At 69.9% G+C, this 23,912-nt stretch carries 22 protein-coding genes and 2 tRNA genes; 2 read left to right on the top strand and 22 right to left on the bottom strand.

Features of this window, described 5'->3' with window-relative positions; genetic code table 11:
• Positions 1–100 precede the first annotated feature (100 nt).
• The 4 genes from OHT77_RS29730 to OHT77_RS29715 form a co-directional block, all read right to left on the bottom strand.
• A tRNA-Ala gene (locus OHT77_RS29730) sits at positions 101–173 on the bottom strand.
• Between the two features lie 127 nt (positions 174–300).
• Positions 301–534: a hypothetical protein gene (locus OHT77_RS29725; RefSeq protein WP_003976229.1), complete on the bottom strand. Its 234-nt coding sequence runs from the start codon at positions 532–534 to the stop codon at positions 301–303.
• Positions 535–537: 3 nt separating this feature from the next.
• Complete coding sequence (locus tag OHT77_RS29720; RefSeq protein ID WP_019063265.1) at positions 538–711, bottom strand: hypothetical protein; 174 nt, start codon at positions 709–711, stop codon at positions 538–540.
• A gap of 68 nt (positions 712–779) precedes the next feature.
• Positions 780–2,156, bottom strand: coding sequence for an MFS transporter (locus OHT77_RS29715; protein WP_328831475.1), 1,377 nt, complete (start codon positions 2,154–2,156; stop codon positions 780–782).
• A 208-nt stretch (positions 2,157–2,364) separates the two neighbouring features.
• On the opposite strand from OHT77_RS29715, the gene OHT77_RS29710 reads away from it, so the two are divergent.
• On the top strand, positions 2,365–3,210 hold the full coding sequence (locus OHT77_RS29710; RefSeq protein WP_328831474.1) for a helix-turn-helix transcriptional regulator: 846 nt from the start codon (positions 2,365–2,367) through the stop codon (positions 3,208–3,210).
• Positions 3,211–3,280: 70 nt separating this feature from the next.
• Here OHT77_RS29710 and OHT77_RS29705 read toward each other — a convergent pair.
• The 7 genes from OHT77_RS29705 to OHT77_RS29675 all read right to left on the bottom strand — a co-directional run bounded on the left by OHT77_RS29705 (position 3,281) and on the right by OHT77_RS29675 (position 7,629).
• Positions 3,281–3,353 (bottom strand) — tRNA-Ala (locus tag OHT77_RS29705).
• A 94-nt stretch (positions 3,354–3,447) separates the two neighbouring features.
• Positions 3,448–4,113, bottom strand: a complete 666-nt coding sequence (locus OHT77_RS29700) for a histidine phosphatase family protein (RefSeq protein WP_328831473.1) — start codon at positions 4,111–4,113, stop codon at positions 3,448–3,450.
• Positions 4,110–4,553: a ribosome silencing factor gene (gene rsfS, locus OHT77_RS29695; RefSeq protein WP_328831471.1), complete on the bottom strand. Its 444-nt coding sequence runs from the start codon at positions 4,551–4,553 to the stop codon at positions 4,110–4,112. The genes OHT77_RS29700 and rsfS overlap by 4 nt, the downstream gene beginning before the upstream one ends.
• 154 nt (positions 4,554–4,707) lie before the next feature.
• Complete coding sequence (locus OHT77_RS29690) at positions 4,708–6,408, bottom strand: LCP family protein (RefSeq protein WP_328831470.1); 1,701 nt, start codon at positions 6,406–6,408, stop codon at positions 4,708–4,710.
• Positions 6,409–6,424: 16 nt separating this feature from the next.
• Complete coding sequence (gene nadD, locus OHT77_RS29685; protein WP_026151393.1) at positions 6,425–7,114, bottom strand: nicotinate-nucleotide adenylyltransferase; 690 nt, start codon at positions 7,112–7,114, stop codon at positions 6,425–6,427.
• A gap of 58 nt (positions 7,115–7,172) precedes the next feature.
• Entirely contained in the window at positions 7,173–7,334 is a 162-nt protein-coding gene (locus tag OHT77_RS29680) for a hypothetical protein (protein ID WP_328831469.1), read from the bottom strand.
• Between the two features lie 133 nt (positions 7,335–7,467).
• On the bottom strand, positions 7,468–7,629 hold the full coding sequence (locus tag OHT77_RS29675; RefSeq protein WP_266768617.1) for a hypothetical protein: 162 nt from the start codon (positions 7,627–7,629) through the stop codon (positions 7,468–7,470).
• A gap of 101 nt (positions 7,630–7,730) precedes the next feature.
• On the opposite strand from OHT77_RS29675, the gene OHT77_RS29670 reads away from it, so the two are divergent.
• Positions 7,731–8,849, top strand: coding sequence for a M48 family metallopeptidase (locus tag OHT77_RS29670; protein ID WP_328831468.1), 1,119 nt, complete (start codon positions 7,731–7,733; stop codon positions 8,847–8,849).
• Between the two features lie 63 nt (positions 8,850–8,912).
• On the opposite strand, the gene OHT77_RS29665 is transcribed toward OHT77_RS29670, so the two are convergent.
• From OHT77_RS29665 to obgE, 11 genes are all read right to left on the bottom strand, one after another.
• Positions 8,913–10,013 carry an SCO2583 family membrane protein gene (locus OHT77_RS29665; protein WP_328831467.1) on the bottom strand — a complete coding sequence of 367 codons (1,101 nt, stop codon included), beginning with the start codon at positions 10,011–10,013 and terminating at the stop codon, positions 8,913–8,915.
• An 89-nt stretch (positions 10,014–10,102) separates the two neighbouring features.
• Positions 10,103–10,684, bottom strand: coding sequence for an SCO2584 family spore wall biosynthesis protein (locus OHT77_RS29660; RefSeq protein ID WP_328831465.1), 582 nt, complete (start codon positions 10,682–10,684; stop codon positions 10,103–10,105).
• Positions 10,685–10,803: 119 nt separating this feature from the next.
• A complete protein-coding gene (locus OHT77_RS29655) occupies positions 10,804–12,090 on the bottom strand; it encodes a glutamate-5-semialdehyde dehydrogenase (protein ID WP_328831464.1) in 1,287 nt (428 codons plus the stop codon).
• An 82-nt stretch (positions 12,091–12,172) separates the two neighbouring features.
• Entirely contained in the window at positions 12,173–12,631 is a 459-nt protein-coding gene (locus OHT77_RS29650; protein WP_328834379.1) for a hypothetical protein, read from the bottom strand.
• Positions 12,632–12,776: 145 nt separating this feature from the next.
• On the bottom strand, positions 12,777–13,883 hold the full coding sequence (gene proB / locus OHT77_RS29645; protein ID WP_328834378.1) for a glutamate 5-kinase: 1,107 nt from the start codon (positions 13,881–13,883) through the stop codon (positions 12,777–12,779).
• A gap of 349 nt (positions 13,884–14,232) precedes the next feature.
• Positions 14,233–15,417, bottom strand: a complete 1,185-nt coding sequence (locus tag OHT77_RS29640) for a glycosyltransferase family 2 protein (RefSeq protein WP_328831463.1) — start codon at positions 15,415–15,417, stop codon at positions 14,233–14,235.
• A gap of 185 nt (positions 15,418–15,602) precedes the next feature.
• Positions 15,603–17,681, bottom strand: coding sequence for a hypothetical protein (locus tag OHT77_RS29635; RefSeq protein ID WP_328831462.1), 2,079 nt, complete (start codon positions 17,679–17,681; stop codon positions 15,603–15,605).
• A 59-nt stretch (positions 17,682–17,740) separates the two neighbouring features.
• Complete coding sequence (locus OHT77_RS29630) at positions 17,741–19,234, bottom strand: bifunctional cytidylyltransferase/SDR family oxidoreductase (protein ID WP_328831461.1); 1,494 nt, start codon at positions 19,232–19,234, stop codon at positions 17,741–17,743.
• 149 nt (positions 19,235–19,383) lie between these two features.
• Entirely contained in the window at positions 19,384–20,547 is a 1,164-nt protein-coding gene (locus tag OHT77_RS29625; protein ID WP_328831460.1) for a hypothetical protein, read from the bottom strand.
• A gap of 96 nt (positions 20,548–20,643) precedes the next feature.
• A complete protein-coding gene (locus OHT77_RS29620) occupies positions 20,644–22,194 on the bottom strand; it encodes an alkaline phosphatase D family protein (protein ID WP_328831459.1) in 1,551 nt (516 codons plus the stop codon).
• Positions 22,195–22,418: 224 nt separating this feature from the next.
• A complete protein-coding gene (obgE, locus tag OHT77_RS29615) occupies positions 22,419–23,855 on the bottom strand; it encodes a GTPase ObgE (RefSeq protein WP_328831458.1) in 1,437 nt (478 codons plus the stop codon).
• Positions 23,856–23,912: the final 57 nt, after the last annotated feature.

The following is a 23,912-nucleotide window of genomic DNA, read 5'->3' as shown; positions in this document are numbered from 1 at the left end:
CTTCAAAGAAGGGGCGGCCCACCGGTCCTGACCGGCGCCAACTCCCCCTGAACACGCCGAAGGCGGATCATCCTGAGGGATGATCCGCCTTCGATTTCTGTGGAGCTAAGGAGAATTGAACTCCTGACCTCCTGCATGCCATGCAGGCGCTCTACCAACTGAGCTATAGCCCCTTGCGATGTCCTCCGGGTCTCCCCGGCGGCGACGCCAACATTACACGGTGGACCCGGTGCACCACCAAATCGTTTCCGTTCTGTACGGATTCGACAGCTATGGTCCAGCGGGCGGGCCCGCCCGGGGTCAAGCGGTGACGAAGGAATAGAACCGTTTCAAAGTGCAGTGCTCTTCGAGGAGTCGACCGTAGATCGGCTCGCCCTCGAGTTCGCGGTACGTCTCGATCGGATCGCCTTTTATGATCAGCGCCCGCGCGCACTCCTCGCACCAGTACTGGTAGTCGGGATTCACCGGTTCCATGTCACGGACGATCGGCGTCCCACTGCCGCACCAGTCGCACTTTCGCCTGTGTGCACCCATCGATCAGCTCCAGCTGTGGCCGCAGGCCGTGCACACGTAGGAAACTCCGCCGTTGTCACCGAGGACTTGCGCCACGTGGGCGGAACCGCAGGAAGGGCAGCTCAGGCGGGTGATCGTATCCCGTATCAACGCCGCATCGAAGAGGTGGTCGACCTCCTCGATGATGCTCGCAGGCATCGCTACTCCCTCCCGTCGGGCCGCGCCCCCTCCGGCCGTTTGATTCTGCCACGGCCGGACCAATACGGTCAGCGACGCCTTAGTACCAGTCCGGACACGGCACCCACCGCGGCCGTCCCGGCCAGCGCGAACATGCACGCCAAAAGCGCCTCCGCAGAGGTATACGCCCCCGGGGCCCCAAGTGACTCAAGCCGGTTCAAGAACAGTGTGCCGAAAACCGCGACCCCGAGCAGCTGACCCAGCTGCGCGACCGTGGAGAGCAGTCCGCTGGCGTCCGCCGCGTCCTCGGGCCGCACCGTCGCGAGAGCCCGCGTCAGCGTCGGACTGAAGGCGAGCGCGAGCCCGGCCCCCACGCCGACGTACGCCACGTACAGTACGGCCCCGCCGCGGTCGCCGCCTTCGAACGCCAGGCCGACTCCCGCGACGGCCGGAATCGTGATGAGGAATCCGAGCGGGGTCAGCGCCCGCTGCCAGGCCGCCGGCCACCTGCGCCACGTCAGTCCGACCGCCCCGAAGACGACCGCCGTCGGCGCGAAGGTGAGACCGGCGCGCAGCGCGCTGAACCCGAGGCCGCCCTGGACGTGCAGGGTGAGCGCGAACAGGAAACCGGCGTTGACCGCCATCACGGCCAGGATCCGGAAGACGGCGAGACCCATCCCCGGGTGACGCAGCACACGCGGCGCGATCAGCGGGGCTCCCCCGCGCCGGGCGAGCCGGGACTCGTAGCCGCAGAACGCCGCGAAGAGCACCGCCGCCGCGATCAGCGACAGCCAGGACCACAGCGGCCAGCCCTCCTCCTGCCCCAGCACCAGCGGCACCGTCAGCAGCGAGACCGCCGCCGCGAGCAGCACGAGACCCGGCACGTCGAAGGCCCGCGCCCGCTCCGGCTCCGCCCCGCCGTCCCTCGGCAGCACGCGCCTGCCGAGGACCAGGAGGACGACGCCCACGGGCACGTTGACGAGGAACACGGGCCGCCAGCTCGTGCCGAACAGGTCGGCGCTGACGAGAACCCCGCCGAGGATCTGCCCGGCGGCGGCGCCGACGGCGATGACCGCCGAGTAGATGCCGAGCGCCCGCATCCGGGCCTCGCCGATGAAGTGGCGCTGGATCAGGCTCAGCACCTGCGGGATCATCAGCGCCGAGCCGGAGCCCTGGATCAGCCGGAACACGATCAGCTCGGTCGAGCCCTGGGCCAGTCCGCAGGCGAGCGAGGCCGCGGTGAAGAGGGCGAGCCCGGCGAGATGGACCCGGGCGTGGCCGAGCCGGTCGCCGAGCCGGGCGCCGGTGATCAGCAGCACCGAGTACGTGATGGTGTAACCGGCGATCACCAGCTGCAAGTCGGCGCCGGACGCGTGGAGTTCGGTGCCGATGGTGGGGGCGGCGACGTTCACGATGAACACGTCGAGCAGCGCCATGAACAGGGCCGCGAGGAGCACCGCGAGCATCGGCCCACGGCGATTGTCAGTGCCAGGGTCTTTACTGGTGGCAGGAGTTGGAACGGGTGCGGAATCCGGTTCCGTACGGGGTGGTGTCGTCATGCGGTCGAGCGTGAGGGCGCTCCGGTACGGGTGCCGAGAGCCCGCTGATGCTGGTACTGCCAGCACCTGGCACGGACCGGGCCGGGCATCGAGCATGGGGGATGTGACGATGGGGATGGGGACGACACAGCGCCGCCGGCCTGAGCTGGCCGCGTTCCTGCGCAGCAGGCGCGCGCGGGTGACACCGCACGACGTGGGCATGCCGCCGGGCTTCCGACGGCGTACGCCGGGGCTGCGCCGCGAGGAGGTCGCGCAGCTCTCCGGCGTGGGCGTCACCTGGTACACGTGGCTCGAACAGGGGCGCCCGATCAACGCCTCCGCGCAGGTCCTGGACGCCGTGGCGCGCACACTCCGGCTCGACGCGCCGGAGCGGGAGCATCTGTACCACCTGGCCGAGGTGCCGTATGCGCATCCTCCGGAGGCGGTCGTGCAGACGGTGGGGCCGGAGATCCAGGGCATCCTCGACGCCCTGGAGCCGCGCCCGGCCGTGGTCTACAACTCGCGGTACGACATCCTCGCCACCAACTCCCCCTACCGGACGGTGTTCTGGGTGGAGCCGCTGTCCCCGGGCCCGATGGCGAACGCGCTGTGGAAGCTGTTCACGGTGCCGGAGGAGGAGTGCCCGCTGCTGTACCGGGACACGGAGCTGCCGGTGATGGTGGCGACGCTGCGCTCGGCCTACGGACTGCATACCGGTGAGCCCGTCTGGGAGGAGTTCATACGCGGCCTGTCGGCGGCGAGCCCGCTCTTCGCACGGCTGTGGAAGAGCGGGGACGTGGCGGAGCCGGGGCGGCGGGTGAAGACGTTCCGGCACGCGGAGGTGGGCGAGATGCGGATGACGTCCGTGTCGCTGTCGGTCCACGGCATGCCGGAGTGCCGGATCGTGGTCTACACGCCGGCCGACGAGGAGACCCGGCTCCGTGCGGCGGCGCTGACAGGCACGAAAAAATCCCGCCCCTGAAAGGGACGGGATCTCATCGATTCGACCGTGAACGACTCTCGATTTTTGACAACTCAAGAGTGTCGATCTGTGGAGCTAAGGAGAATTGAACTCCTGACCTCCTGCATGCCATGCAGGCGCTCTACCAACTGAGCTATAGCCCCTTGTGTTCTTCCCGCTCGGCGGGGCGAACAAGAAGAACTTTAGCCTGCGACCTGCCGGAAAGTGAAATCCGGGGTCGGGGCCCTGGAGGGCCGCTCAGTCGTCGTCGCCGAGCACCGGTTCCGGGAGTGTGCCGGCGTTGTGTTCCAGCAGGCGCCAGCCGCGGGCGCCCTCGCCGAGGACCGACCAGCAGCAGTTGGAGAGGCCGCCGAGACTCTCCCAGTGCTGGGACTCCAGACCGAGGAGACGACCGATGGTGGTGCGGATCGTGCCGCCGTGGCTGACCACCACGAGGGTGCCGTCCTCGGGCAGTTTCTCGGCGTGCCGGAGCACGACGGGAGCGGCCCGGTCGGCGACCTCGCTCTCCAGTTCGCCGCCGCCGCGGCGCACCGGCTCGCCGCGCTTCCACGCGGCGTACTCCTCGCCGTGGCGGGCGATGATCTCCTCGTGCGTCAGTCCCTGCCAGACGCCCGCGTAGGTCTCCCGCAGGCCCTCGTCGTGGGTGACGTCGAGGTCGGTGAGGGCGGCCAGCTCGGCGGCCGTGTTCGCCGCGCGCTTCAGGTCGGAGGCGACGATCGCGTCCGGCTTGAGGGAGGCCAGCAGCCGGGCGGCCCGGCGGGCCTGGCCGACGCCGGTCTCGGTCAGCTCGACGTCCGTGGTGCCCTGGAAGCGGCGCTCCACGTTCCACGCGGTCTGGCCGTGCCGCCACAGGATGACGCGGCGGCCGCGGCCCGCCTTGCGGCCGTCGGCCCCGGCGGTCACCGCACCTCCCCGAACTCGGAGGCGTCCTCCTCGGCCTGCAGCTTGGCGTGCTCGGCAGCCTTGCCGCGGGTGGCCTTGGCCTCGGCGGGGAGGTCCAGCTCGGGGCAGTCCTTCCACAGCCGCTCGAGGGCGTAGAAGACGCGCTCCTCGCTGTGCTGGACGTGGACGACGATGTCGACGTAGTCGAGCAGGATCCAGCGGGCGTCGCGGTCGCCCTCGCGGCGGACCGGCTTGGCGCCGAGGTCCTTGTTGAGCCGCTCCTCGATCTCGTCGACGATCGACTTGACCTGACGGTCGTTGGGAGCGGAGGCCAGCAGGAAGGCGTCCGTGATCGACAGCACGTCGCTGACGTCGTAGGCGATGATGTCGTGCGCGAGCTTGTCGGCGGCCGCCTGGGCGGCGGCGGAGATGAGCTCGATGGAGCGGTCAGTGGCGGTCACTACGCGGCTTTCGGTCGGCGGTCAACAGACCTCAAGGGTCTCACGGACCGCGGACGGGACCCCACGTGAATAACGGATCACGCCCCGGAAGCCGGTCGGACACCGGCTCCGCCCTCCGGGGCGTGCTCTCCGTCACACGGCCACCGCGCCCTCGTCAGGACGACGACGGCTTGTAGTCCTCTCCCAGGATCACCGAGACATCCGCGTTCGCGGAGACCGTGCCCTTGGTCACGGTGCTGGTGGGCAGGCCCAGGGTCTTGGCGACCTCGGTGGCGTTCTCCTTGTCGGCCGCGTCGGAGTACGTGATCTTGGTCGTGGCCGAGGTGCCGGACGCGGTGCCGGCCTCCAGGAAGGTGAAGCCGCCGTTGAGGAGGACCACGCGGGCCTTCTCGGTGTCGTCCTTGACGCCGGTGGCGTTCTGGACGGCGACCCGGACCGCCGAGCTCTCGTCGGGGCTCTTCGCGGTGCCGCCCAGGATGTCCTTGACGACGCTGGCCGAGGCCTGCGCGGTCAGGGTGCCGTCGTTCTGGACGGGCAGCAGGGCCGTCTTGTAGTCGCCGCTCTTGGCGAGGTCGGCGAGCTTCGCGAGGAAGGTGCCGAGGTCCTTGTCGGTGAGCGGCGGGTCCAGGATCTGGGCCAGGGTCTGCACGGTGGTCGTCGCCGCCGTCGGGTCGGAGGTCAGCTGCCGCAGCACGGCCTGCATGACCTGGCCGAACCGCTCCAGCTGGGCGTTCTGGGCCTCGCCGGAGGCGCGGTAGGTGGCGTAGGCGACGGCCATCTTGCCGCTGAGGGTCTGGTCCTTGCCCTTGTGGACGAGGGGCGCGGCGCTCTTCTTGGTGGCGTCCGGGTCGGGCACGTCGGCGTTGGTGTCGAGGTCGATGTTGCCGACGAGGTCGACCAGGTTCTGCAGGTAGGGGGTGTCCAGCCGCCAGGTGCCCTCGATGTCGGTGCCGAGGACCGTGTTGAGCTGGTCGACGGTCCCGGAGGTGCCGTCGTCGCCGACCGACTTGGCCAGGGTCGTCGTGTTGCCGTCGTCGTCCGTGAGCGCCAGGGAGTTGGGCAGCAGCACGGTGGTGCCCTGCTTCAGGGTCGTGTTGTCGACGAGCAGCACCGAGGAGGTGCCGCCCTTCGAGGTGTTGTGCAGGTGGACGACGATCACGTCGCGGTTCTGCGCGCCGACAGCCGTCGTGGTGCCCGCCTTCGAGCCGGACGAGGAGACCCCGGGGAGCTTCCCGGCCGACCAGAGATAGCCGATGCCGCTGGCCGCGACGAGCGCGAGGACCACGACGAGGGCGACCATGCGGCCGCGGGCGCGGCGCTTGGCCTCCTCGCGGCGCTCGGTGCGGTTCTCCGTGAAGTTCAGCCAGTCGATGACGTCCTCGGAGTCGTCGGTCGGCTCCTCCACGAAGGCGAACTGCTCGGTGCGGTAGTCCCGTTCACCCGTCTCCGGGGTCTTCGGGGCCTCCGTGTCCTCGGCCGGGCCGCTCTGCTGCGGGATGTAGGCGGTCTGCTCGGCGACCCGGGGCTGCTGCGCGCTGCTCGCGGTCTGCCCGTAGGGGTCGTAGGCCGTCGTCGTCCCGGTGGCGTACGGGTCGTAGCCGGACTGGGGGGCCTGCCGGCCCGTGTCGTAGGCGCCGGTGTCGTAGGACGGGGGCTGCTGCTGGGTGCCGGTCCCGTAGGGGTCGTAGGCGTAGCCCTGTTGCTGCTGCTGGCCGTACGGGTCGTACGGCTGCTGCTGCGGGGGCTGTTGGGTCTGCTGGGCCGGGACCTGCCGGTAGACAGGCTGGTTGTACTCGTCGTAGCCGACGAGTTCGTACTGGTCGCCGCCGTACCCGGCGTCGTATCGGTCGTTCACCGGTGCCCCTCTCGGCTCACTCGCCGCGGTACAGCTCGCGCTTGTCGATATAGCGCACGACACCGTCGGGCACCAGGTACCAGACGGGATCCCCCTTCGCGACTCTCGCCCGGCAGTCCGTGGAGGAGATCGCGAGGGCGGGCACCTCGATCAAGGAGACGCCGCCCTCCGGGAGGCCGGGGTCGGTCAGCGTGTGGCCGGGGCGGGTGACCCCGATGAAGTGCGCGAGGGAGAACAGTTCCTCCGCGTCCCGCCAGGTCAGGATCGCGCCGAGGGCGTCGGCGCCGGTGATGAAGAAGAGGTCCGCGTCGGGGTTGAGCGCGCGCAGGTCCCGCAGGGTGTCCGTGGTGTAGGTGGGGCCGCCGCGGTCGATGTCGATACGGCTCACCGAGAACTGGGGGTTCTCGGCGGTCGCGATGACCGTCATCAGGTAGCGGTCCTCGGCCAGTGCGACCTTGCGGTCGGTCTTCTGCCACGGCTGGCCGGTCGGGACGAAGATCACCTCGTCCAGGTGGAACTGCGCGGCGACCTCGCTGGCCGCCACGAGGTGCCCGTGGTGGATAGGGTCGAACGTTCCGCCCATGACGCCGAGACGGCGCTTGCCGGGGTTCGACGGGCCGTTGTTGCGCGGGCCGTTCGCCATGCGGATCTCCGTGCCACGCGTCGTGTCGTTCGCCGGACCGGTAGGCATGTCCTGCTCTCCCATGCGAGCAGACCCTACCGGCCCGGTGTGAAGGCCCCGTGACCCGTCCGGCCGACGGACCTTAACGGTCGCGGTTGAAACGGGTGGTGATCCACAGCAGCAGCATCAGGACGATGAACGCGCCGCCACCGGTGATGATCGGCTGGAGGCTCTCGTGATTGCCTCCGCCCTCCCCCTCGGCGGCAAGGGTGACCAACTGGGCAGCAGTGCCGTGGAAGCTCATCTCAGCAGAACCTATCCGGTGTGGGCGGGATAAAGATGTCGGCCCATGGTAATCGGGCGCCCCCGCGGCGATCACGCCGACTCCGCCATTGGGAACGCGCCCGGTGGCCCCGGGCGGGAACTCGACGGGTGGTTCAGTCGTCCTTCTGTTTGTACCCGCGCAGCAGGAACCACGCGGTCAGGATGCAGCCGAGGAACATGACGATCAGTACGACCCTGAGCAGATCCCCCGATCCTTGCCGGGGGGCGGCGTTCGCGGCCTCTGCGAGCCAGGCGGCTGCGGAATGGGGCTCCATGCGTTGACTCCTTCGCTGTACTGCCCGTCCACGGTATCTCCGCCTAGGCTGGGCTCTGCTTCGGGGGCACTCAGGGCACACACACGTACTTGGGGGACCACATGTCCGAAGACGGCCACGAGCAGAACGGGCACGAGCACGTACCGAGCAGGCAGCGCAGGCGCTTCGAAGGGATCTCCTCGCGTGCGTACGAGCACCCGGCCGACCGCTCCGCCCTGGTGGCGCTGCGCAAGCTGACCGGGTTCGACACGGTGTTCAAGGCGCTCAGCGGGCTGCTTCCCGAGCGCAGTCTGCGGCTGCTGTTCCTGTCCGACTCGGTGCGCGTGTCGGACCAGCAGTTCGCGCACCTCAACGACATGCTGCGGGACGCCTGTTACATCCTGGACCTGGAGAAGGTCCCGCCGATGTACGTCACCCAGGACCCGCAGCCCAACGCGATGTGCATCGGCCTGGACGAGCCGATCATCGTCGTCACCACCGGCCTGGTCGAACTGCTCGACGAGGAAGAGATGCGGGCGGTCGTCGGCCACGAGGTGGGCCACGCGCTGTCCGGCCACTCCGTGTACCGCACGATCCTGCTGTTCCTCACCAGCCTCGCCCTGAAGGTCGCCTGGATCCCGCTGGGCAACCTCGCGATCCTGGCGATCGTGACGGCGCTGCGCGAGTGGTTCCGCAAGTCGGAGCTGTCCGCCGACCGCGCGGGCCTGCTGGTCGGCCAGGACCTGCGGGCCTCCATGCGCGGCCTGATGAAGATCGCCGGCGGCAACCACCTGCACGAGATGAACGTGGACGCCTTCCTCAAGCAGGCCGAGGAGTTCGAGTCCGGCGGCGACCTCCGCGACTCGGTCCTGAAGATCCTCAACGTGCTGCCCCGCTCCCACCCCTTCACCACCGTGCGGGCGGCCGAGCTGAAGAAGTGGGCCGAGTCCCGCGACTACCAGCGGATCATGGACGGCCACTACCCGCGGCGCAGCGAGGACAAGGACACCTCGGTCACGGACTCGTTCCGCGAGTCGGCGGCGAGCTACGCCAGCAACGTCAAGAGCTCCAAGGACCCGCTGATGAAGCTGGTCAGCGACTTCGCCGGCGGCGCGGGCGACCTCGGCGGCCGGGTACGGCGCGGCTTCGGCGGCTTCGCGAGTTCCGCCCCGCGGGACGAGCCGCCGTCGGGCACCAACGGCACCGAGCAGCCGCCCTCGGACACCCCGCCGCGCGACTGACGGCTGACTTCCCTCACGTACGACGGCCGCGCAGCCCCCGGTGTGTGCGAAAACTCAGGAAACTCACACCTTCGGCTGCGCCCCCGCCGCCAGCGTTCCGCACAGGGCCGTCGCTCCGCTCGTCGCGTACGGGTCCGTGCCGGCTGGGCCGCCCGCCTTGGCGGTCTGGCCGGCGAGCAGGGGGCGGAGGTAGGTCACGGAGTCGTCTGCGCAGGACTGGGGCCCGGCCTGGACGTAGGAGACGATGAGCTGGGCCTGGTGCATGCGCAGGTCGTCGCGGTCGAAGCGGAAGTGCAGTTCGCGGCGGACGGTGAACAGGGACACCTGGGCCTTGGCACCGGAGCCGGCGGAGGCCGACGGCGAGGCCGCCGAGTCGGTGGGCCGCAGCGCGTAGACGAAGGTTCCGTCGGCGGTGACCTCGAGCGTCGACGAGTCGACCTCGGTGGCCTGGAGGGTGCCCTGGACGCGGATCTTGCGGTCGGCGAGCTGGACGCGTGCGGGGTCGAAGCGAACCAGCCATCCGGTGGGCTCGTGCCGGCCGTCGGCGGTCGGGTGCTCGAAGCTCTGGTCGAACTGGTCGAGTTGGTCCGGGTCGACGAGGACGCGCGCGGGGCGGATCTGTCCGCCGGTGAGGACGGCCGGGTAGAGCGAGGACTCCACGATGAAGTCCTTGGCGGTGCTCAGGGCGGCGATGACCTGGCTGTCCGAGAAGTGCGTGGTGCGTCGCGCGGCCGGCAGCGGCACGCCCTCGCCGCCGATGCCGAACTGCGCGGCGGGGCTGTGCGCGTACAGGTCCTCGGCGTCGGCGGCCCCCGGGACCTTGCCCTGCGGGGACAGCGGTATGACGGTCATCCGCAGCGGCTCGGCGGGCTGCTGGGCCGTGGGGGTGGTGTAGGGGTGCCGTACGCCCATGTAGATCGCGGTGCCGAAGGCGACGGCGATCAGCACGACGAGGATCAGGGCCTGGCGGGAGAGACCGCGGCGCAGGGTCGGGCGGCGGCGGACGGCGGGCGCGTGGTCGGCCATGCGCTCCCGCGCGGAGAACTCCTGGAGGCGGGCAGCGCGGACGAACGACTCGTCGAAGACGACGGATCGGTACTCGTCCTCACCACCACCGGAAGCGCCCTCGGACGTCCCCTCAGGTGGGTCTCCTGGACCGCCCATACTTTCAGAGTAGGTCTCTGGAGCCTCAGGTAAACGCCCTGCTACACGACAAGTTCTGACAGGTTCTCACCGAGCCCGTCACAGCTCGCTCAGGGCGTGCGCGGGGCGGCGGACAGCGGTGGCTGGGAGTTGACGGCGGCGGCGGAGGGCGCCGTCCCCGTGCCCTGTTCCACACCGGTGGAGGCGGGGGCCGGGACGCGGTCACGGCCGCCCGAGGAGCCGCCCCGGTAGACGGCCGAGAAGGCCAGGGCGACCATGCCGATGCCCATCACGACGGCGAGCAGCCAGGCGACGGGGCGGTGCCAGCGGACCTGTTTGCCGTAGGTCCCGGGGGCGCCGTAGCGGCCGTCGTCGAGATCGGCGTCGTCGAGGTCGTCGAGTTCCGGATCATGGCCGAATTCGCGTCCGTAGGCGTCTTCGAAGGGGTCGTCGTCGCCTCGTGCGCGTCTGCCGTGCTGCGCGCGGCGGGCTTCGGCCTCGGAGGCCTCGGCTCGTGCCTGCGCGGCGGCCAGGAGGCGTTCGACGGCGGTCGGCTCGTGTACTACGGCCGCCCGTACGAAGGCCTCGTCGAAGACCACGGATGCGAACTCTTCGTCCGACTTTCCGCGGTCGTGGTCGTCGTCGGGCTCCCAGCCGTCAGGGAACGGCGTGCCCCCCACGTCCTCCGGCACCTCTCCAGAGTAGACCTGGGGGGTCAATTTGGGCAGACGGTACGGAAATTCATCCGCTGGTTGAGACGTCCTCGCCAGGACGTGCCCGTATGCCCCACGCATATGCCAAACGACGTCGGTCAGCGGCGGATGTGGCCGTCGCCCGTGACGATGTACTTGGTGCTCGTCAGCTCCGGCAGGCCCATCGGGCCCCGCGCGTGCAGCTTCTGGGTGGAGATCCCGATCTCGGCGCCGAAGCCGAACTGGCTGCCGTCCGTGAAGCGCGTGGAGGCGTTCACGGCGACCGTGGTGGAGTCGACCAGCTGGGTGAAACGGCGGGCCGCCTGCTGCGAGGTGGTGACGATCGCCTCGGTGTGGCCGGAGCTCCACAGCCGGATGTGCTGGACGGCCTTGTCGAGCGAGTCGACGACGGCGGCGGCGATGTCGTAGGAGAGGTACTCGGTGTCCCAGTCCTCCAGGGTGGCCTCGACGACGGTGGCCTGGGAGTCCTTGGCGTAGGCGAGGACGCGCTCGTCGGCGTGGACGGTGACGCCGGCCTCCGCGAGGGCGTCCAGGGCGCGCGGCAGGAACTCGGGGGCGATGTCCTGGTGTACGAGGAGGGTCTCGGCGGCGTTGCAGACGCTGGGGCGCTGGGCCTTGGAGTTGATCAGGATGTCGATCGCCATGTCGAGGTCGGCGTCGGCGTCGACGTAGACGTGGCAGTTGCCGACGCCGGTCTCGATGACGGGGACGGTCGACTCGCTGACGACGGTCTGGATCAGGGAGGCACCGCCGCGCGGGATGAGCACGTCCACGAGACCCCGGGCGCGCATCAGTTCGCGGACGCTCTCGCGGCTCTCGCCGGGTACCAACTGCACGGCGTCGGCGGGGAGTCCGGCGCCGCCGACGGCGTCGCGGATGACGCGCACGAGGGCGGTGTTCGACTCGTAGGCGGAGGCGGAGCCGCGCAGGAGGACCGCGTTGCCGGACTTGAGGCAGAGGGCGGCGGCGTCCACGGTGACGTTCGGGCGGGCCTCGTAGATGATGCCGACGACGCCGAGGGGGACGCGGACCTGGCGCAGGTCGATGCCGTTCGGGAGGGTCGAGCCGCGGACGACCTCGCCGACCGGGTCGGGCAGCGCGACGACGTCCCGCACGTCCGAGGCGATGGCCCGCACCCGCTCCGGCGTCAGCGTCAGCCGGTCGATGATCGCCTCGCTGGTGCCGGCCGCGCGGGCCTTGGCGATGTCCTTGGCGTTGGCCTCGACGATCTCGCTCGTCCGGACCTCCAGCGCGTCCGCGATGGCGAGCAGCGCGTCGTCCTTCTCGGCGCGCGGCAGCGGCGCGAGGTCGGCGGCGGCGGACTTGGCCCGGTACGCGGCCTGCGTGACCGGGGACATGGCGTCGTACGGCGAGAGCGTGGTCATGAGGGAAGGGTAGTGCGCCGGGCGGAGGCGTCCACCGGCTATCCCACACCGCGAGACACGCCCAGAAGGGGCCGAAGCGGACTCAGAAGGGATGGACGCCGACGGGGGTCGCGGGCAGCGGGCCGTACCCCTCGGAGATGCGCTGGTGGTAGGTCTCGCGGTCGATGACCTCCAGGCCGACGATCTCCCACGGGGGCAGTTTCGCGGTCTGGCGGTGCTCGCCCCACAGGCGCAGGGCGACGGCGGCGGCGTCGTGCAGGTCGCGGGCCTCTTCCCAGTAGCGGATCTCCGCGTGGTCGTTGGCGTAGCGGCTGGTCAGCAGAAAGGGGTGGTCGTGGGCGAGCTGCTCCAGTCCGCGCCGGACCTCCTTCAGCGGGGCCTCGCCGCCGGAGACGCTGAGGGTGACATGCCACAGCCGGGGGATGTCCTTGGGTTCCTCGCCCTCGTACCGGGCGCCGGCCGCGACGCTCGTCAGCGTGCGCTCCTCGCCGGGCGCGCGGGAGGTGGTACCACCGCGGGACGCCGCCGCCCCAGGGCGCACTCGTCTCACGACGGCCTCCTTACGCATGGTCGAGCTGCAGTGCTCGCGCGGAATTTGTCCCCGAGACAAAGTTGAGCAGGCCGGAGGCGTCCGCGTGGCGCTTTTACGGAAGGTCCACCGCGGGGAGACGGACGTTTCGGTTGTTTTACGGGTGCAGGATCACCAGGTCGTCCCTGTGTACGACTTCCCTCTCGTACGACGGTCCCAGCTCCCGCGCCAGTTCCCTGGTGGAGCGGCCGATCAGCTGGGGGATCTCCTTGGCGTCGAAGTTGACGAGCCCCCGGGCGACCGCCTGCCCCGCGCCGTCCCGGAGCTCGACCGGGTCGCCCGCGCTGAACTCGCCCTCCACGGCGGCGATCCCGGCCGGCAGCAGCGACATCCGGCGTTGCACGACCGCGCGCACGGCACCGTCGTCGAGCGTCAACGAGCCCTGCGGGGTGGACGCGTGCTGCAGCCACAACAGCCGGTCCGCGGAACGTTTTCCGGTGGCGTGGAAGTACGTCCCCGTGTCGCCGCCGGTCAGCGCGTCGGCCGCGTGGACCGCGCTGGTCAGCACCACGGGGATGCCCGCGGCGGCGGCGATACGGGCCGCCTCGACCTTGGTGACCATGCCGCCGGTGCCGACGCCGGCCTTGCCCGCGCTGCCGATCTCGACGTGCGCGAGATCCTGCGGGCCCCTGACCTCCGCTATCCGCGAGGTGCCCGGCTTGCTCGGGTCGCCGTCGTAGACGCCGTCGATGTCCGAGAGGAGGACCAGGAGGTCGGCGTGGACGAGGTGGGCGACGAGGGCGGCGAGCCGGTCGTTGTCGCCGAAGCGGATCTCGTCCGTGGCGACCGTGTCGTTCTCGTTGACGATCGGGAGGGCGCCCATCGCGAGGAGCTTGTCGAGGGTGCGGGAGGCGTTGCGGTGGTGGGAGCGGCGGCTCATGTCGTCGGAGGTGAGCAGTACTTGGCCGACGCGGATGCCGTAGCGGGCGAAGGAGGCGGTGTAGCGGGCGACGAGGAGGCCCTGGCCCACGCTGGCGGCGGCCTGCTGGCGGGCGAGGTCCTTGGGTCGGCGGCGGAGTCCCAGGGGGGCGAGGCCTGCGGCGATGGCGCCGGAGGAGACGAGGACGACCTCTTTCTCTCCGCCGCTGCGGCTCTTGGCCAGGACGTCCACGAGTGCGTCGACCCGGTCGGCGTCCAGGCCTCCGGCCGCGGTGGTCAGCGAGGAGGAGCCCACCTTGACGACGATCCTGCGGGCCTCGGTCACGGCCTGCCTTACCCCTGCCACGTGCGCGTTCCCCTCGGGTAGCTCGGGGTGGCAATCTACGCGAACCGGGTTCCCCTACGCACGTCCGTCCAGGTCGCGGACAGCCGCGTTGAGTTCACAGCGGGGGCCGGTGGGGGCTGGTCGCGCAGTTCCCCGCGCCCCTAAAAACGACAAGAGGGTTGAGTTCACAGTGCGGCCCGGTGGGGGTCGGTCGCGCAGTTCCCCGCGCCCCTTAAAAGCGCCCGGGGCTTTCAGGGGCGCGGGCGCGAGATGGAAGCCCGGGCCGGCCCGGGTCTTTTAGGGGCGCGGGGAACTGCGCGACCAGCCACCGCGGACCGGAACTGTGAACTCAACCGGCCCTCAACATCCGACGTGCTTTTCTCATCACCCGGCGGAGGAGGACCGTTCCCTCGCGGTGCCCCGGAACTCCGCGTGCCTCCCGGGGTTCCGCCAGGTAGAGGGAGTCGGGGAGGCCGGCCGACGGTGAGCGGAAGTGGGGGTAGGCAAGGTAGACGCGTCGGCCGCCCTTCTCCAGGACGGCGTCCGGGCGCTGCTTCGACTTGATGAACTCGACCACGTCCAGGAGGAGTTCGGGGCGTTCATGAGCGACCAGGTGCAGCCGCAGCCGCTCGTCGACCTTGAGGCGTACCGCCACCTCGTCGGTCCAGTGGGCCGCCATCAACGGCTTCGCCAGCTCGAACTTGTGCCGTCTGACCTGCTCACTGTCCTTGGCGTACTTCGGCCCGAACTGCGGCAGCAGCGTGACGAGGAACGGCCGCACCATCAGCTTGTCGCGCTCGACGCCCGCCGGGACCATCTCCGCGATGAGGTTCATCAGGGCCCGCGCGGAGTCGAAGCGCAGGGTGTAACTCCCGCTCTTCGTCACGTGTTTGCCGTCGTCGCGGCCCACCAGGTAGTAGCAGGTGTGGTCGGCGATCACGGACACACCGTCGGCCCGGAGATACGCCTCCATCGTGAACAGCGCGTCCTCGCCGGTGAACAGCGACTCGTCGAACCGCATGCTGTGCCGCTCCAGCAACGCCCGCCGGAACAGCTTCTGCGCGCTCAGCGTGAACTTGATGTTGGAGTGGAAGACGTCGGTGCGCTCCAGGGTCTGAACCCACGCGGCCTTGGGCGGCACCCGGTTGATGCCCTCGACCTTGCCGAGCACGACGTCCGTGCCGTTGCGGTCGGCCATCGCGACCATCCGCTCCAGCGCCTCGGGGGCGAGCCGGTCGTCGGCGTCCAGGAAGAAGACGTAGCGCCCGCTCGCCTTGCCGAGGCCGACGTTGCGCGGGGCGCTGGGGCCGCCGGAGTTCTCCTGGCGGATGACGGTGACGTGGGCCGCGGCGCGGGCCGCGAACTCCTCCAGGTACTCCCCCGTGCCGTCCGTCGAGCCGTCGTCGACGGCGACGACCTCGATCCGGGCCGGGTCAAGGGTCTGCGCCTCGACCGAGCGCAGGCACTCGACCAGGTAGGGCATCGCTTCGTACGCCCCGATGACCACGGTCACATCAGGCTGTGGCACGGTCACGCGTCCCCCTTCGTCCACGGGGTGTTCTCCCCGCATTCACTGGATCGCCGACTAGAAGACGGGCGAGCGACCCGACAGGTTGCCTTCCCGTCAGCAGGGGATACGCAAAAGAGCCCGGTTTTCGAGGATCACTCCTCGAGAACCGGGCCCTTCTTGACCAAATCCTGGCCGAAAGCCGCCTCCGGTCAGCCGACCGTGGGGTCGGCCGACAGGTGCGCCTCGGTCGGGCTCGCCGCTTCTCCGCTCGCCGCCGCCCGCTCCTGGCCGACGTTGCGCGTCTCGGACTTGACCGCGAGGTTCCGGACGGCGGTGTTGAACTGCTCGATCGACGTGGGCTCGTCCGGGCCGAGCAGGTACTCCTTGAGTTCCTTGCGGTCGGCGGCCATCGGGTCGGCGTCCGGGGTGCGGACCGCGGCGAGCAACTCGCCCAGTTCCGCCGCCTTGTTGGAGAGGATCACGGCCGCGCGCACCGCGGTGTTCTGCCGCTTGAACTCCTCGACGCCCAGCTTCGCGGAGTCCGTGACCGCGTACGGCTTGCCGCTCGCGATGAAGTCGGAGACCACGCTGGAGATGTCGGAGACCATCGCGTCGGAGACGTTGAAGCAGTCGTACAGGCGCGGTTCGGGGCCCGCGATGACGCGGTGCTCGAAGGTGCCGAAGGAGTTCCAGTACGCGGTGTTCCACTCGGCGCGCAGCCGGGCGATCTCCTCGTACTTGGCCAGGTCGACCACGCCATCACGGGTCTGCTCGGCCTCGTCGGCCTTGTCGGCTCCGCCACCGGAGAGTTCGGCGATGCGGGCCTCGATGCGCGCCAGGTCGGCCTTGGCCTTGGTCTGGACGGCCGCGTCGGCCTGGAAGCGCGGGTCGGTCGCGCGCTGGGCGGCGGCCTTCTCGACGAGGGCGGTGACCTTGCGGTGCGCCGAGCCGGCCGCGGAGCTGACGGTTCCGGTGAAGGGGTGCGGCTTGTACAGCACGCGCACCGGCGGGTCGGCCTTGAGCAGCTTCTTCACGATGTTCTCGCCGGCCAGCAGCAGGGAGGTGTTGCCGGGGTCGTTGTCCCAGCCCTCCCAGGTGGGGGCGTAGAGGACCGTGGGGATACGGCCGTCGGGGACGCCCTGCCAGGTCTGGATGGGGGCGAGCTGGGGGCGGCCGACCTCCACGATGTCGTCGTCGCGGACCCCGACGTCGGCGATGGCGTAGCGGTCGCGGCCCGCGCGGCCGGCGGTCCACACCTCGTCGTAGACCTTGCTGAACGGGTTGACGCTGGCCAGCTTGTCGCTGTCGCCGTGGCCGATGAAGACGTGCTTCATGGTGGGGACGCGGAGCAGGTGGATGTTCTTGCCGACGTTGGCCGCGTAGAGCGCGACGCGCACGGTCGACAGGTCCATGTTCATCAGGTGCACACCGCCGGGCACGCAGACGACGGGCGCCTTGGTGGGGGCGAGGTTCTGCAGTATCACGCGCTCACGGAGCAGGACGAGCGGCCGGGTGTCCAGCTCCTCCATGGTCTCCAGCCACATGTTGACCTGGTACGCCGAGTCCTTGGAGCCGGAGAAGTAGAGCACCGTCTGCGGCTTGTACTCGTGCAGCCAGTCGTCGACGGCGGCGAGGATGACCTCGGCCGTCGGCGGGATCTTCGTACCCCGTATGTACGGCAGCAGCGCGAGGACGTAGAGGCTGCCCAGGACCAGGGTGATGCCGATGCCGATGAAGCCCGCCACGGCCGAGTCGAGCTGCGCGGAGATCAGCAGGCCCACGACGGCGAAGAGGTCGAGGTGGAGCATCTTCTCGGCGGAGCGCTCCAGCAGGCCGAACTTCGGGGCGTCCGGGATGCGGATGCGCGCGCCGAGGTCGACGTTGCGGGTGGCGACCGGCATCCGGCGGCGGTTGCGGATCAGGGTGACGACCGCGCCGTGCGGGGCCTGGAGGCCGTAGAAGGCGATGAAGCAGGCGATGGCGCCGTAGAAGATGAGGTTGTCGGAGAGGTCCATGCGGGCCAGCAGCAGGATCAGCAGGAGCTGGCGGATCAGGAAGCGGATGGAGAGGCCCGCTCTGACCTTGCTGAGGCGGTTGATCAGGTAGCTGGCCTGACGGTGGAGGTAGTGGTCCGCGACGTAGGTGACGACGGCCGCGGCGGCGAAGGCGGGCACGCTCGGGACGAGGGCGGCCAGCATGAGGGCCGGGTATCCCAGCATCATGAGGACGGCGGCGGCCAGCTCAGCCGCGCTGCCCACCCTGGCCACGCGAATAGCGGTGGAAATCACTGATAAACCTGCTCTTGGGGGTTTCGAGTAATTTACCGGGAGCTCAGAGTCAGGCTTAATTAAACGCCGTCCTGGACGTCGAGAACCGAGGCGAGGGCGGCCTCGAAGCCGGAGGCCCTGGCCGCGCCGGCCGTCGGGTCCTGCTGGCGGACGTCGATGACATGGCCGGTCAGCTCGGACAGCAGCACGTCGAGCGAGGTGCGGGCCACGGCCTCGGAGGACAGCAGCGTGCCGGTGGGCTCCTGGCCGAAGGCCTTGGTGCGCATCGGGGTGGCGGTGCGCTCCGGGTTGATGCAGTTCACGCGGATGCCGTCGCCGGCCCACTCGTCGGACAGGGCCTGCGTGAGGTTGACCATCGCGGCCTTGGTCGAGGAGTACAGGCTGTACTCGGCGCGGCCGCGCGTGTAGCTGCTGGAGGTGTAGAGCAGCAGCTGGCCCTTGGTCTCGGCCAGGTACTTGTACGCGGAACGGGCGATCTGCACGGGCGCCAGGTAGTTGACCTTCAGCGCCTCCTCGATCGTCGCGTTGTCCGTCTCGGCCAGCTTGCCGATGCGCAGCACGCCCGCGGTGTTGATGACGTAGTCGATGCGCCCGGTCTCGCCGTACGCCTTGGACAGCGCGTCGTCGACCTCCTCGGGGTTCTCGACGTGCGTGCCGGTGGTCGAGCGGCCCAGCGCGTACACCGTGGCGCCGTAGCCCTCGGCGACCTCGGCGATGTCCTTGCCGATGCCGTAGGAGCCGCCGAAGACGACCAGGGTCTTGCCGGTGAGCAGCTCGCGGTAGGCGGCCTCGTCGACCTGCTCGGGCGCGGCGGTGGAGGCGAGCTGGAAGAGCTTGTCGGCGATGAAGACGTCGACGGGCTGGGTGACCTTCATGTTGTACTCGTCGCCCGCGACGACGTGGATCGGCACGTCCGGCAGGTACTTGAGCACGACCGAACAGTCGTCCGTGGCCTGGAAGTTGGGGTCACCGGCCGCGACCTCGTAGGCGCGGCGGATCGTGGACAGCTTGAACGCCTGGGGCGTCTGGCCGCGGCGCAGCCGGGAGCGGTCCGGGATCTCGGTGATGAACTCGCCGTCGTCGCCGTGGGTGCGGGTCACGATGATGGTGTCGGCGGACGGGATGGCCACGTCCACGGCCTGGAAGCGCTCCAGGGCGACCACGCAGTCGTCGATCACGCGCCGCGAGAGCAGGGGGCGCACGGCGTCGTGGAACAGGACGTTGCGGTCCTCGCCCTCGGCCAGGCCCTCACCTAGGGCGGCGATGGCGCGCTCGGTGGTCTCGTTCCTCGTCGAGCCGCCCTCGATGATCCGGGTGACCTTCGTGAAGCCGGCCTTGGCGACGATCTTCTCGATGTCCGGGACGTAGCCCGGCGCCATCAGCACGATGATGTCGTCGATCGAGTCGGTGTTCTCGAAGGTGGTCAGGGTGTGCTCGATGACTGCCTTGCCGGCGATCTTCAGCAGCTGCTTGGGGATCGAGAGACCCACCCGCTGGCCGGTACCGCCGGCCAGGATCACTGCGGTGGTGCGGGGCTTGGCTATGTGCGACACAGGTGACCTTGACCTACCTCGGGACAACGGGGGAACTCGCAAATGGTCCCACTCGCGGTTACCGCAGTGCAAGGCGAGTGACCTCCGCCGCATAGGTGCGCGACACCTGTCATTCATCTTGCACTGCCGGTGACCGGGCGATGACACCCTCAGCGGCGGCGCAGCCTCTTCAGACAACGGTGTCCCAGAACGCGCACGAGTTCCTTCGACGACGTCTGGTGAACGGTCCGCGCCTTCGCCGGCGCGGAGTGCCGCACGGGCGCCGAGGCCGCCGCCGCGAGCGCCCCGTAGAGCGCCTGCGCGGCCACTTCGGGCGCGATCCGCGGCACCCCGGGCACCTTCTCCGCCGCCTCCGGCACGGCCGAGAGCAGTGCCGTGTCCCCTACGACCCGGACGCCCGCGGCGGCGATCGTCCCGGCCATCTCGGCGCCGATCGCGCCCGCCGCCTCGAGCGCCCAGCGGGGCGTGGTGATCTTCACGTCCTGCGGAGCAGGGCTGCACGCATTCTTCATATGCATGACCGCGCCGTTGCGCACGAGCTTGGAATACAGCTCGTCGGGGAGTCCATTTCCGCGGAATTCCACGTTCAGCTTCCGCAGCATTTCGGTCTCGGCGAGGGTGAGAGAGCGGTTCGCCGCGTCCGGCACCGGCCGCAGGAGACCGGCGGGCAGTCCGAGCAGCGCCTCGAAGGTGCGGAGCAGTCCGTCCCGGTCGCCGTCGTCCACCACGACCACGGTCACCCGCTCGGGGCCGACGACCCGGGCCCACCGCTCGACCAGCCGGTCGTGCCGGTGCCGCCGCCAGAAGCTGGGGTTGGGCTGCTCGTACGGCGCCTTGCGCAGCATGTGCTCCAGCCAGTCGCCGTAGCCCATGCGCAGGCCGTTCTGCACGTACTGCTGCCACTGCGAGGGCATGATCCTCGCCAGCGGGCGCAGGGTGATCAGGACGTGCACGCGCTCGCCGCCGAGCTGTTCCACGATCCTGGCCAGGGTCTCGTCGTCCTGGGCGTCGGCGAAGAACTCGCTGCTGATCACCGAGGTGCGGCCGCCGGTGGCGCGCACGGCGTCGAGGAGGCGCGTCCAGTGCTTGTCGGTGGGCACGGTGTCGCCCATCATCGCGGGCCGGGCGCAGGCGGCGAGGGCCGCTTCCATCGGGTGCCTGCTGTGCGCGGGGAAGTCGACGCCGTGCGCGGGCATCGTGTCCTTCGCGGCGAAGAGCGCGCCCTGGATGGCGGTCGTCCCGGTCTTGTGCGGGCCGATGTGCAGCAGCCGGGTCCCGACGGGCAGCGCGTCCTTAATACAATCCGTCTCCATGGTTAACGGACGGTAAGAGTTGTTCCTGAGTTTGCCCTGAGAGGAGCCTGGGACACAGATGAGTCCCAGGCTCCCGTCACACAGGGTTCACGGAGGTCAGACCACGCGGACGCCGGGATCGTCCGACTCCACCCGGAGCGAGGCATACGTGCTCGGGGTCGCCGTGGGTTTGAGCACGGTGTCCACGACTCTCACCTTCGCGTCGATGCCGTCCTTGCGGATGTCGAACAGGTGGTAGCCGCGGTGGGCGTCGATCACCTTCCAGTGCGGGTTGTCCGCCCTCAGCGGGTCCCACTGGGCGTGGAAGGCGGCCTGGTCCTGGTCGCCGTTGCTGGAGATCGACGTCCCCACGAACTCGGCGCCCACCACGTCGGAGTCGGGATCGGCGAAGTCCTCCTTGAGGTCGCTGATCATCGTGAGGTGCCGGTCGCCGCTGAGCACCAGCGGGTTGCGGACCGACGTGAACTCCTCCAGCAGCGCGTTCCGCTCGACCTGGTAGCCGTCCCAGGCGTCGTAGAACCACTCCTTGCCCGGGCCGAGCAGGATGTCCGTCTCGGCCATCATGATCTGCGAGGCGACGACGTTCCAGCGTGCGGGCGAGTGCTTCAGCCCCCTGAGCAGCCATGCCTTCTGCTCGGCGCCCATCATCGTCATCGCCGGGTCCTCGGCACCGGCCTGCGTGGTCGCCTGGTCGCTGCGGAACTGCCGGGTGTCGAGGACGTTCAGGCGCATCAGACGGCCGAATTCGAGCCGCCGGTACATCTGGATGTGCGGCCCGTTCGGTACGGCGCTGGCGCGCACCGGCATGTGCTCGTAGTACGCCTGGAAGGCCGCCGTCAGCCGGGCCACGAACGCGTCGTGCGACTGCTTGTCGGGGTCCTGCGGGACCTCCCCCGCCCAGTCGTTGTCGACCTCGTGGTCGTCGAAGGTCACCACCCAGGGGGTGTGCGCGTGCATGGCCAGCAGGTCGGGGTCGCTGCGGTACTGCGCGTACCGGTTGCGGTACTGCACCAGGCTGTACGGCTCCCCGGTCCCCTCGTGCCGGCGCGGCCCGCCGCCCGAGGGCGCCGACTCGTAGATGTAGTCACCGACGAAGAGCACGAAGTCGGGGTCCTGGGCCAGCATGTCGGCGTACGGCGTGAAGTAGCCGTTCTGCCAGTTCTGGCAGGAGGCGAGCGCGACGCGGAGCCGGCCGCCGGAACTGGTCGCGTGCGGCGCGGTGCGGGTGCGGCCGGTGGCGGAGATCTGCCCGCTGGTGCGGAAGCGGTACCAGTACTCGCGGCCGGGGCGCAGCCCCCGTACGTCCACGTGGACGCTGTGCCCCAACTCGGGCCTGGCGAGGGCGATCCCGCGGCGCAGGGTCTTTCTGAACCGGGCGTCCTCGGCGATCTCCCACTCCACCGGGACCACCCTGTCGGGCATCCCGCCGCCGTTCAGCGGGTCGGGGGCGAGCCGCGTCCACAGGACGATGCCGTCGGGCAGCGGGTCGCCCGAGGAGACGCCGAGGTTGAACACGCCGTCGGGGAGCGGGGTTTCGGCAGCCCGGGCCGAGGTCGGCAGCCAGAGCTGGGCGGAGGCGGCGGCCCCGAGCACCGCCGCGCCGGCCGCGAGAAAACGTCGTCGATCGGGTGATACGGCTCCGGTCATCGGTGAACTCCCTTGCGACGTTGGCCTCTTGGGTCACTTGGAAGCCTCACAGTGCGCGGAGTCCCGCCTGTTGAACAGTAAGTATCGCGTCCATGACAAATGAGCGCACAGCAAGAGACCCGTTACTCCGGGAGCAACGGGTCTCGGCCACTTTGGTCACGCCGGCGAACGATCTTCACGCCGAACGGACGAGCCCGGCGCGGGCGAGGCGCCGGGCGGGTCGGTCAGAAGGGCTTGAAGTCGTCGAACTCCTGCGCCGCCTCGTCCCGCTCGGCCTGGCTGTCACGGCGCCGCTGCGCCGCCGGGCGCGGGGCCTCGAAGCGGTGGTCCTCGCCACGGCGGCCCAGCATCTCCGCACCGGCCATGACGGTCGGCTCCCAGTCGAAGACAACCGCATTGTCCTCGGGGCCGATCGCGACGCCGTCGCCGGAACGGGCACCCGCCTTCATCAGCGCGTCCTCCACACCGAGGCGGTTGAGCCGGTCGGCGAGGTAGCCCACGGCCTCGTCGTTGCTGAAGTCGGTCTGGCGGACCCAGCGCTCGGGCTTCTCGCCGCGCACGCGGAAGAGGCCGTCCTCCTCCTGTACGACGGTGAAGCCGCTGTCGTCGACCGCCTTCGGGCGGATGACGATCCGGGTCGCCTCCTCCTTCGGCTTCGCGGCACGCGACGCGGCGACGAACTCCGCGATGGCGAAGGACAGTTCACGCAGTCCCGTGTGCGCGACCGCCGAGATCTCGAAGACGCGGTAGCCGCGCGCCTCCAGGTCGGGGCGCACCATCTCGGCCAGGTCCTTGCCGTCCGGTACGTCGATCTTGTTCAGGACGACCATGCGCGGACGCCGGTCGAGGCCGCCGTACTGCTTCAGCTCCTCCTCGATCGTGTCGAGGTCGGAGATCGGGTCGCGCTCGGACTCCAGCGTCGCGGTGTCCAGGACGTGCACGAGCACGCTGCAGCGCTCGACGTGGCGCAGGAACTCCAGGCCGAGGCCCTTGCCCTGGCTGGCGCCGGGGATGAGGCCGGGGACGTCGGCGATCGTGTAGACCGTCTCGCCCGCCGTCACCACGCCGAGGTTCGGGACCAGGGTCGTGAAGGGGTAGTCGGCGATCTTCGGCTTGGCCGCGCTCAGCACGGAGATCAGCGAGGACTTGCCGGCGCTCGGGTAGCCGACCAGGGCCACGTCGGCGACCGTCTTCAGTTCGAGGACGATGTCCTGGAGGTCACCGGGGACGCCGAGCAGAGCGAAACCCGGGGCCTTGCGGCGGGCCGAGGCCAGCGCCGCGTTGCCGAGGCCGCCCCGGCCGCCCTGCGCGGCGACGTAGGAGGTGCCGTGGCCGACCAGGTCGGCGAGCACGTTGCCCGCGCGGTCCAGCACGACCGTGCCGTCCGGGACCGGCAGGATCAGGTCCTGGCCGTCCTTGCCGGAGCGGTTGCCGCCCTCGCCGGGCTTGCCGTTGGTGGCCTTGCGGTGCGGGGAGTGGTGGTAGTCGAGCAGCGTGGTCACGGACTGGTCGACGATGAGGATGACGTCCCCACCCCGGCCGCCGTTGCCGCCGTCCGGGCCGCCGAGCGGCTTGAACTTCTCACGGTGGACGGAGGCACAGCCGTGGCCTCCGTTACCCGCGGCGACATGCAGCTCGACGCGGTCCACGAAGGTGGTCATGGGATGTGCCTCCAGTTACGTACAGGAAAGTCTTGGGGGTGCAGCCACGTGCTGCTA

Source organism: Streptomyces sp. NBC_00252 (assembly GCF_036187565.1).
In the GTDB taxonomy this organism is placed as follows: Bacteria; Actinomycetota; Actinomycetes; order Streptomycetales; family Streptomycetaceae; genus Streptomyces.
This window is presented reverse-complemented; position numbering and strand designations above follow the sequence as displayed.

Excerpts from the sequence above, each read along its gene's own strand:
- OHT77_RS29725 (WP_003976229.1), bottom strand. The coding sequence starts at position 534 with ATGGGTGCACACAGGCGAAAGTGCGACTGGTGCGGCAGTGGGACGCCG.
- OHT77_RS29720 (WP_019063265.1), bottom strand. The coding sequence starts at position 711 with ATGCCTGCGAGCATCATCGAGGAGGTCGACCACCTCTTCGATGCGGCG.
- OHT77_RS29715 (WP_328831475.1), bottom strand. The coding sequence starts at position 2,156 with ATGCTCGCGGTGCTCCTCGCGGCCCTGTTCATGGCGCTGCTCGACGTG.
- OHT77_RS29710 (WP_328831474.1), top strand. The coding sequence starts at position 2,365 with ATGGGGACGACACAGCGCCGCCGGCCTGAGCTGGCCGCGTTCCTGCGC.
- nadD (WP_026151393.1), bottom strand. The coding sequence starts at position 7,114 with ATGGGAGAGCAGGACATGCCTACCGGTCCGGCGAACGACACGACGCGT.
- OHT77_RS29680 (WP_328831469.1), bottom strand. The coding sequence starts at position 7,334 with ATGAGCTTCCACGGCACTGCTGCCCAGTTGGTCACCCTTGCCGCCGAG.
- OHT77_RS29675 (WP_266768617.1), bottom strand. The coding sequence starts at position 7,629 with ATGGAGCCCCATTCCGCAGCCGCCTGGCTCGCAGAGGCCGCGAACGCC.
- OHT77_RS29670 (WP_328831468.1), top strand. The coding sequence starts at position 7,731 with ATGTCCGAAGACGGCCACGAGCAGAACGGGCACGAGCACGTACCGAGC.
- OHT77_RS29665 (WP_328831467.1), bottom strand. The coding sequence starts at position 10,013 with ATGGGCGGTCCAGGAGACCCACCTGAGGGGACGTCCGAGGGCGCTTCC.
- OHT77_RS29655 (WP_328831464.1), bottom strand. The coding sequence starts at position 12,090 with ATGACCACGCTCTCGCCGTACGACGCCATGTCCCCGGTCACGCAGGCC.
- OHT77_RS29625 (WP_328831460.1), bottom strand. The coding sequence starts at position 20,547 with ATGGAGACGGATTGTATTAAGGACGCGCTGCCCGTCGGGACCCGGCTG.
- OHT77_RS29620 (WP_328831459.1), bottom strand. The coding sequence starts at position 22,194 with ATGACCGGAGCCGTATCACCCGATCGACGACGTTTTCTCGCGGCCGGC.
- obgE (WP_328831458.1), bottom strand. The coding sequence starts at position 23,855 with ATGACCACCTTCGTGGACCGCGTCGAGCTGCATGTCGCCGCGGGTAAC.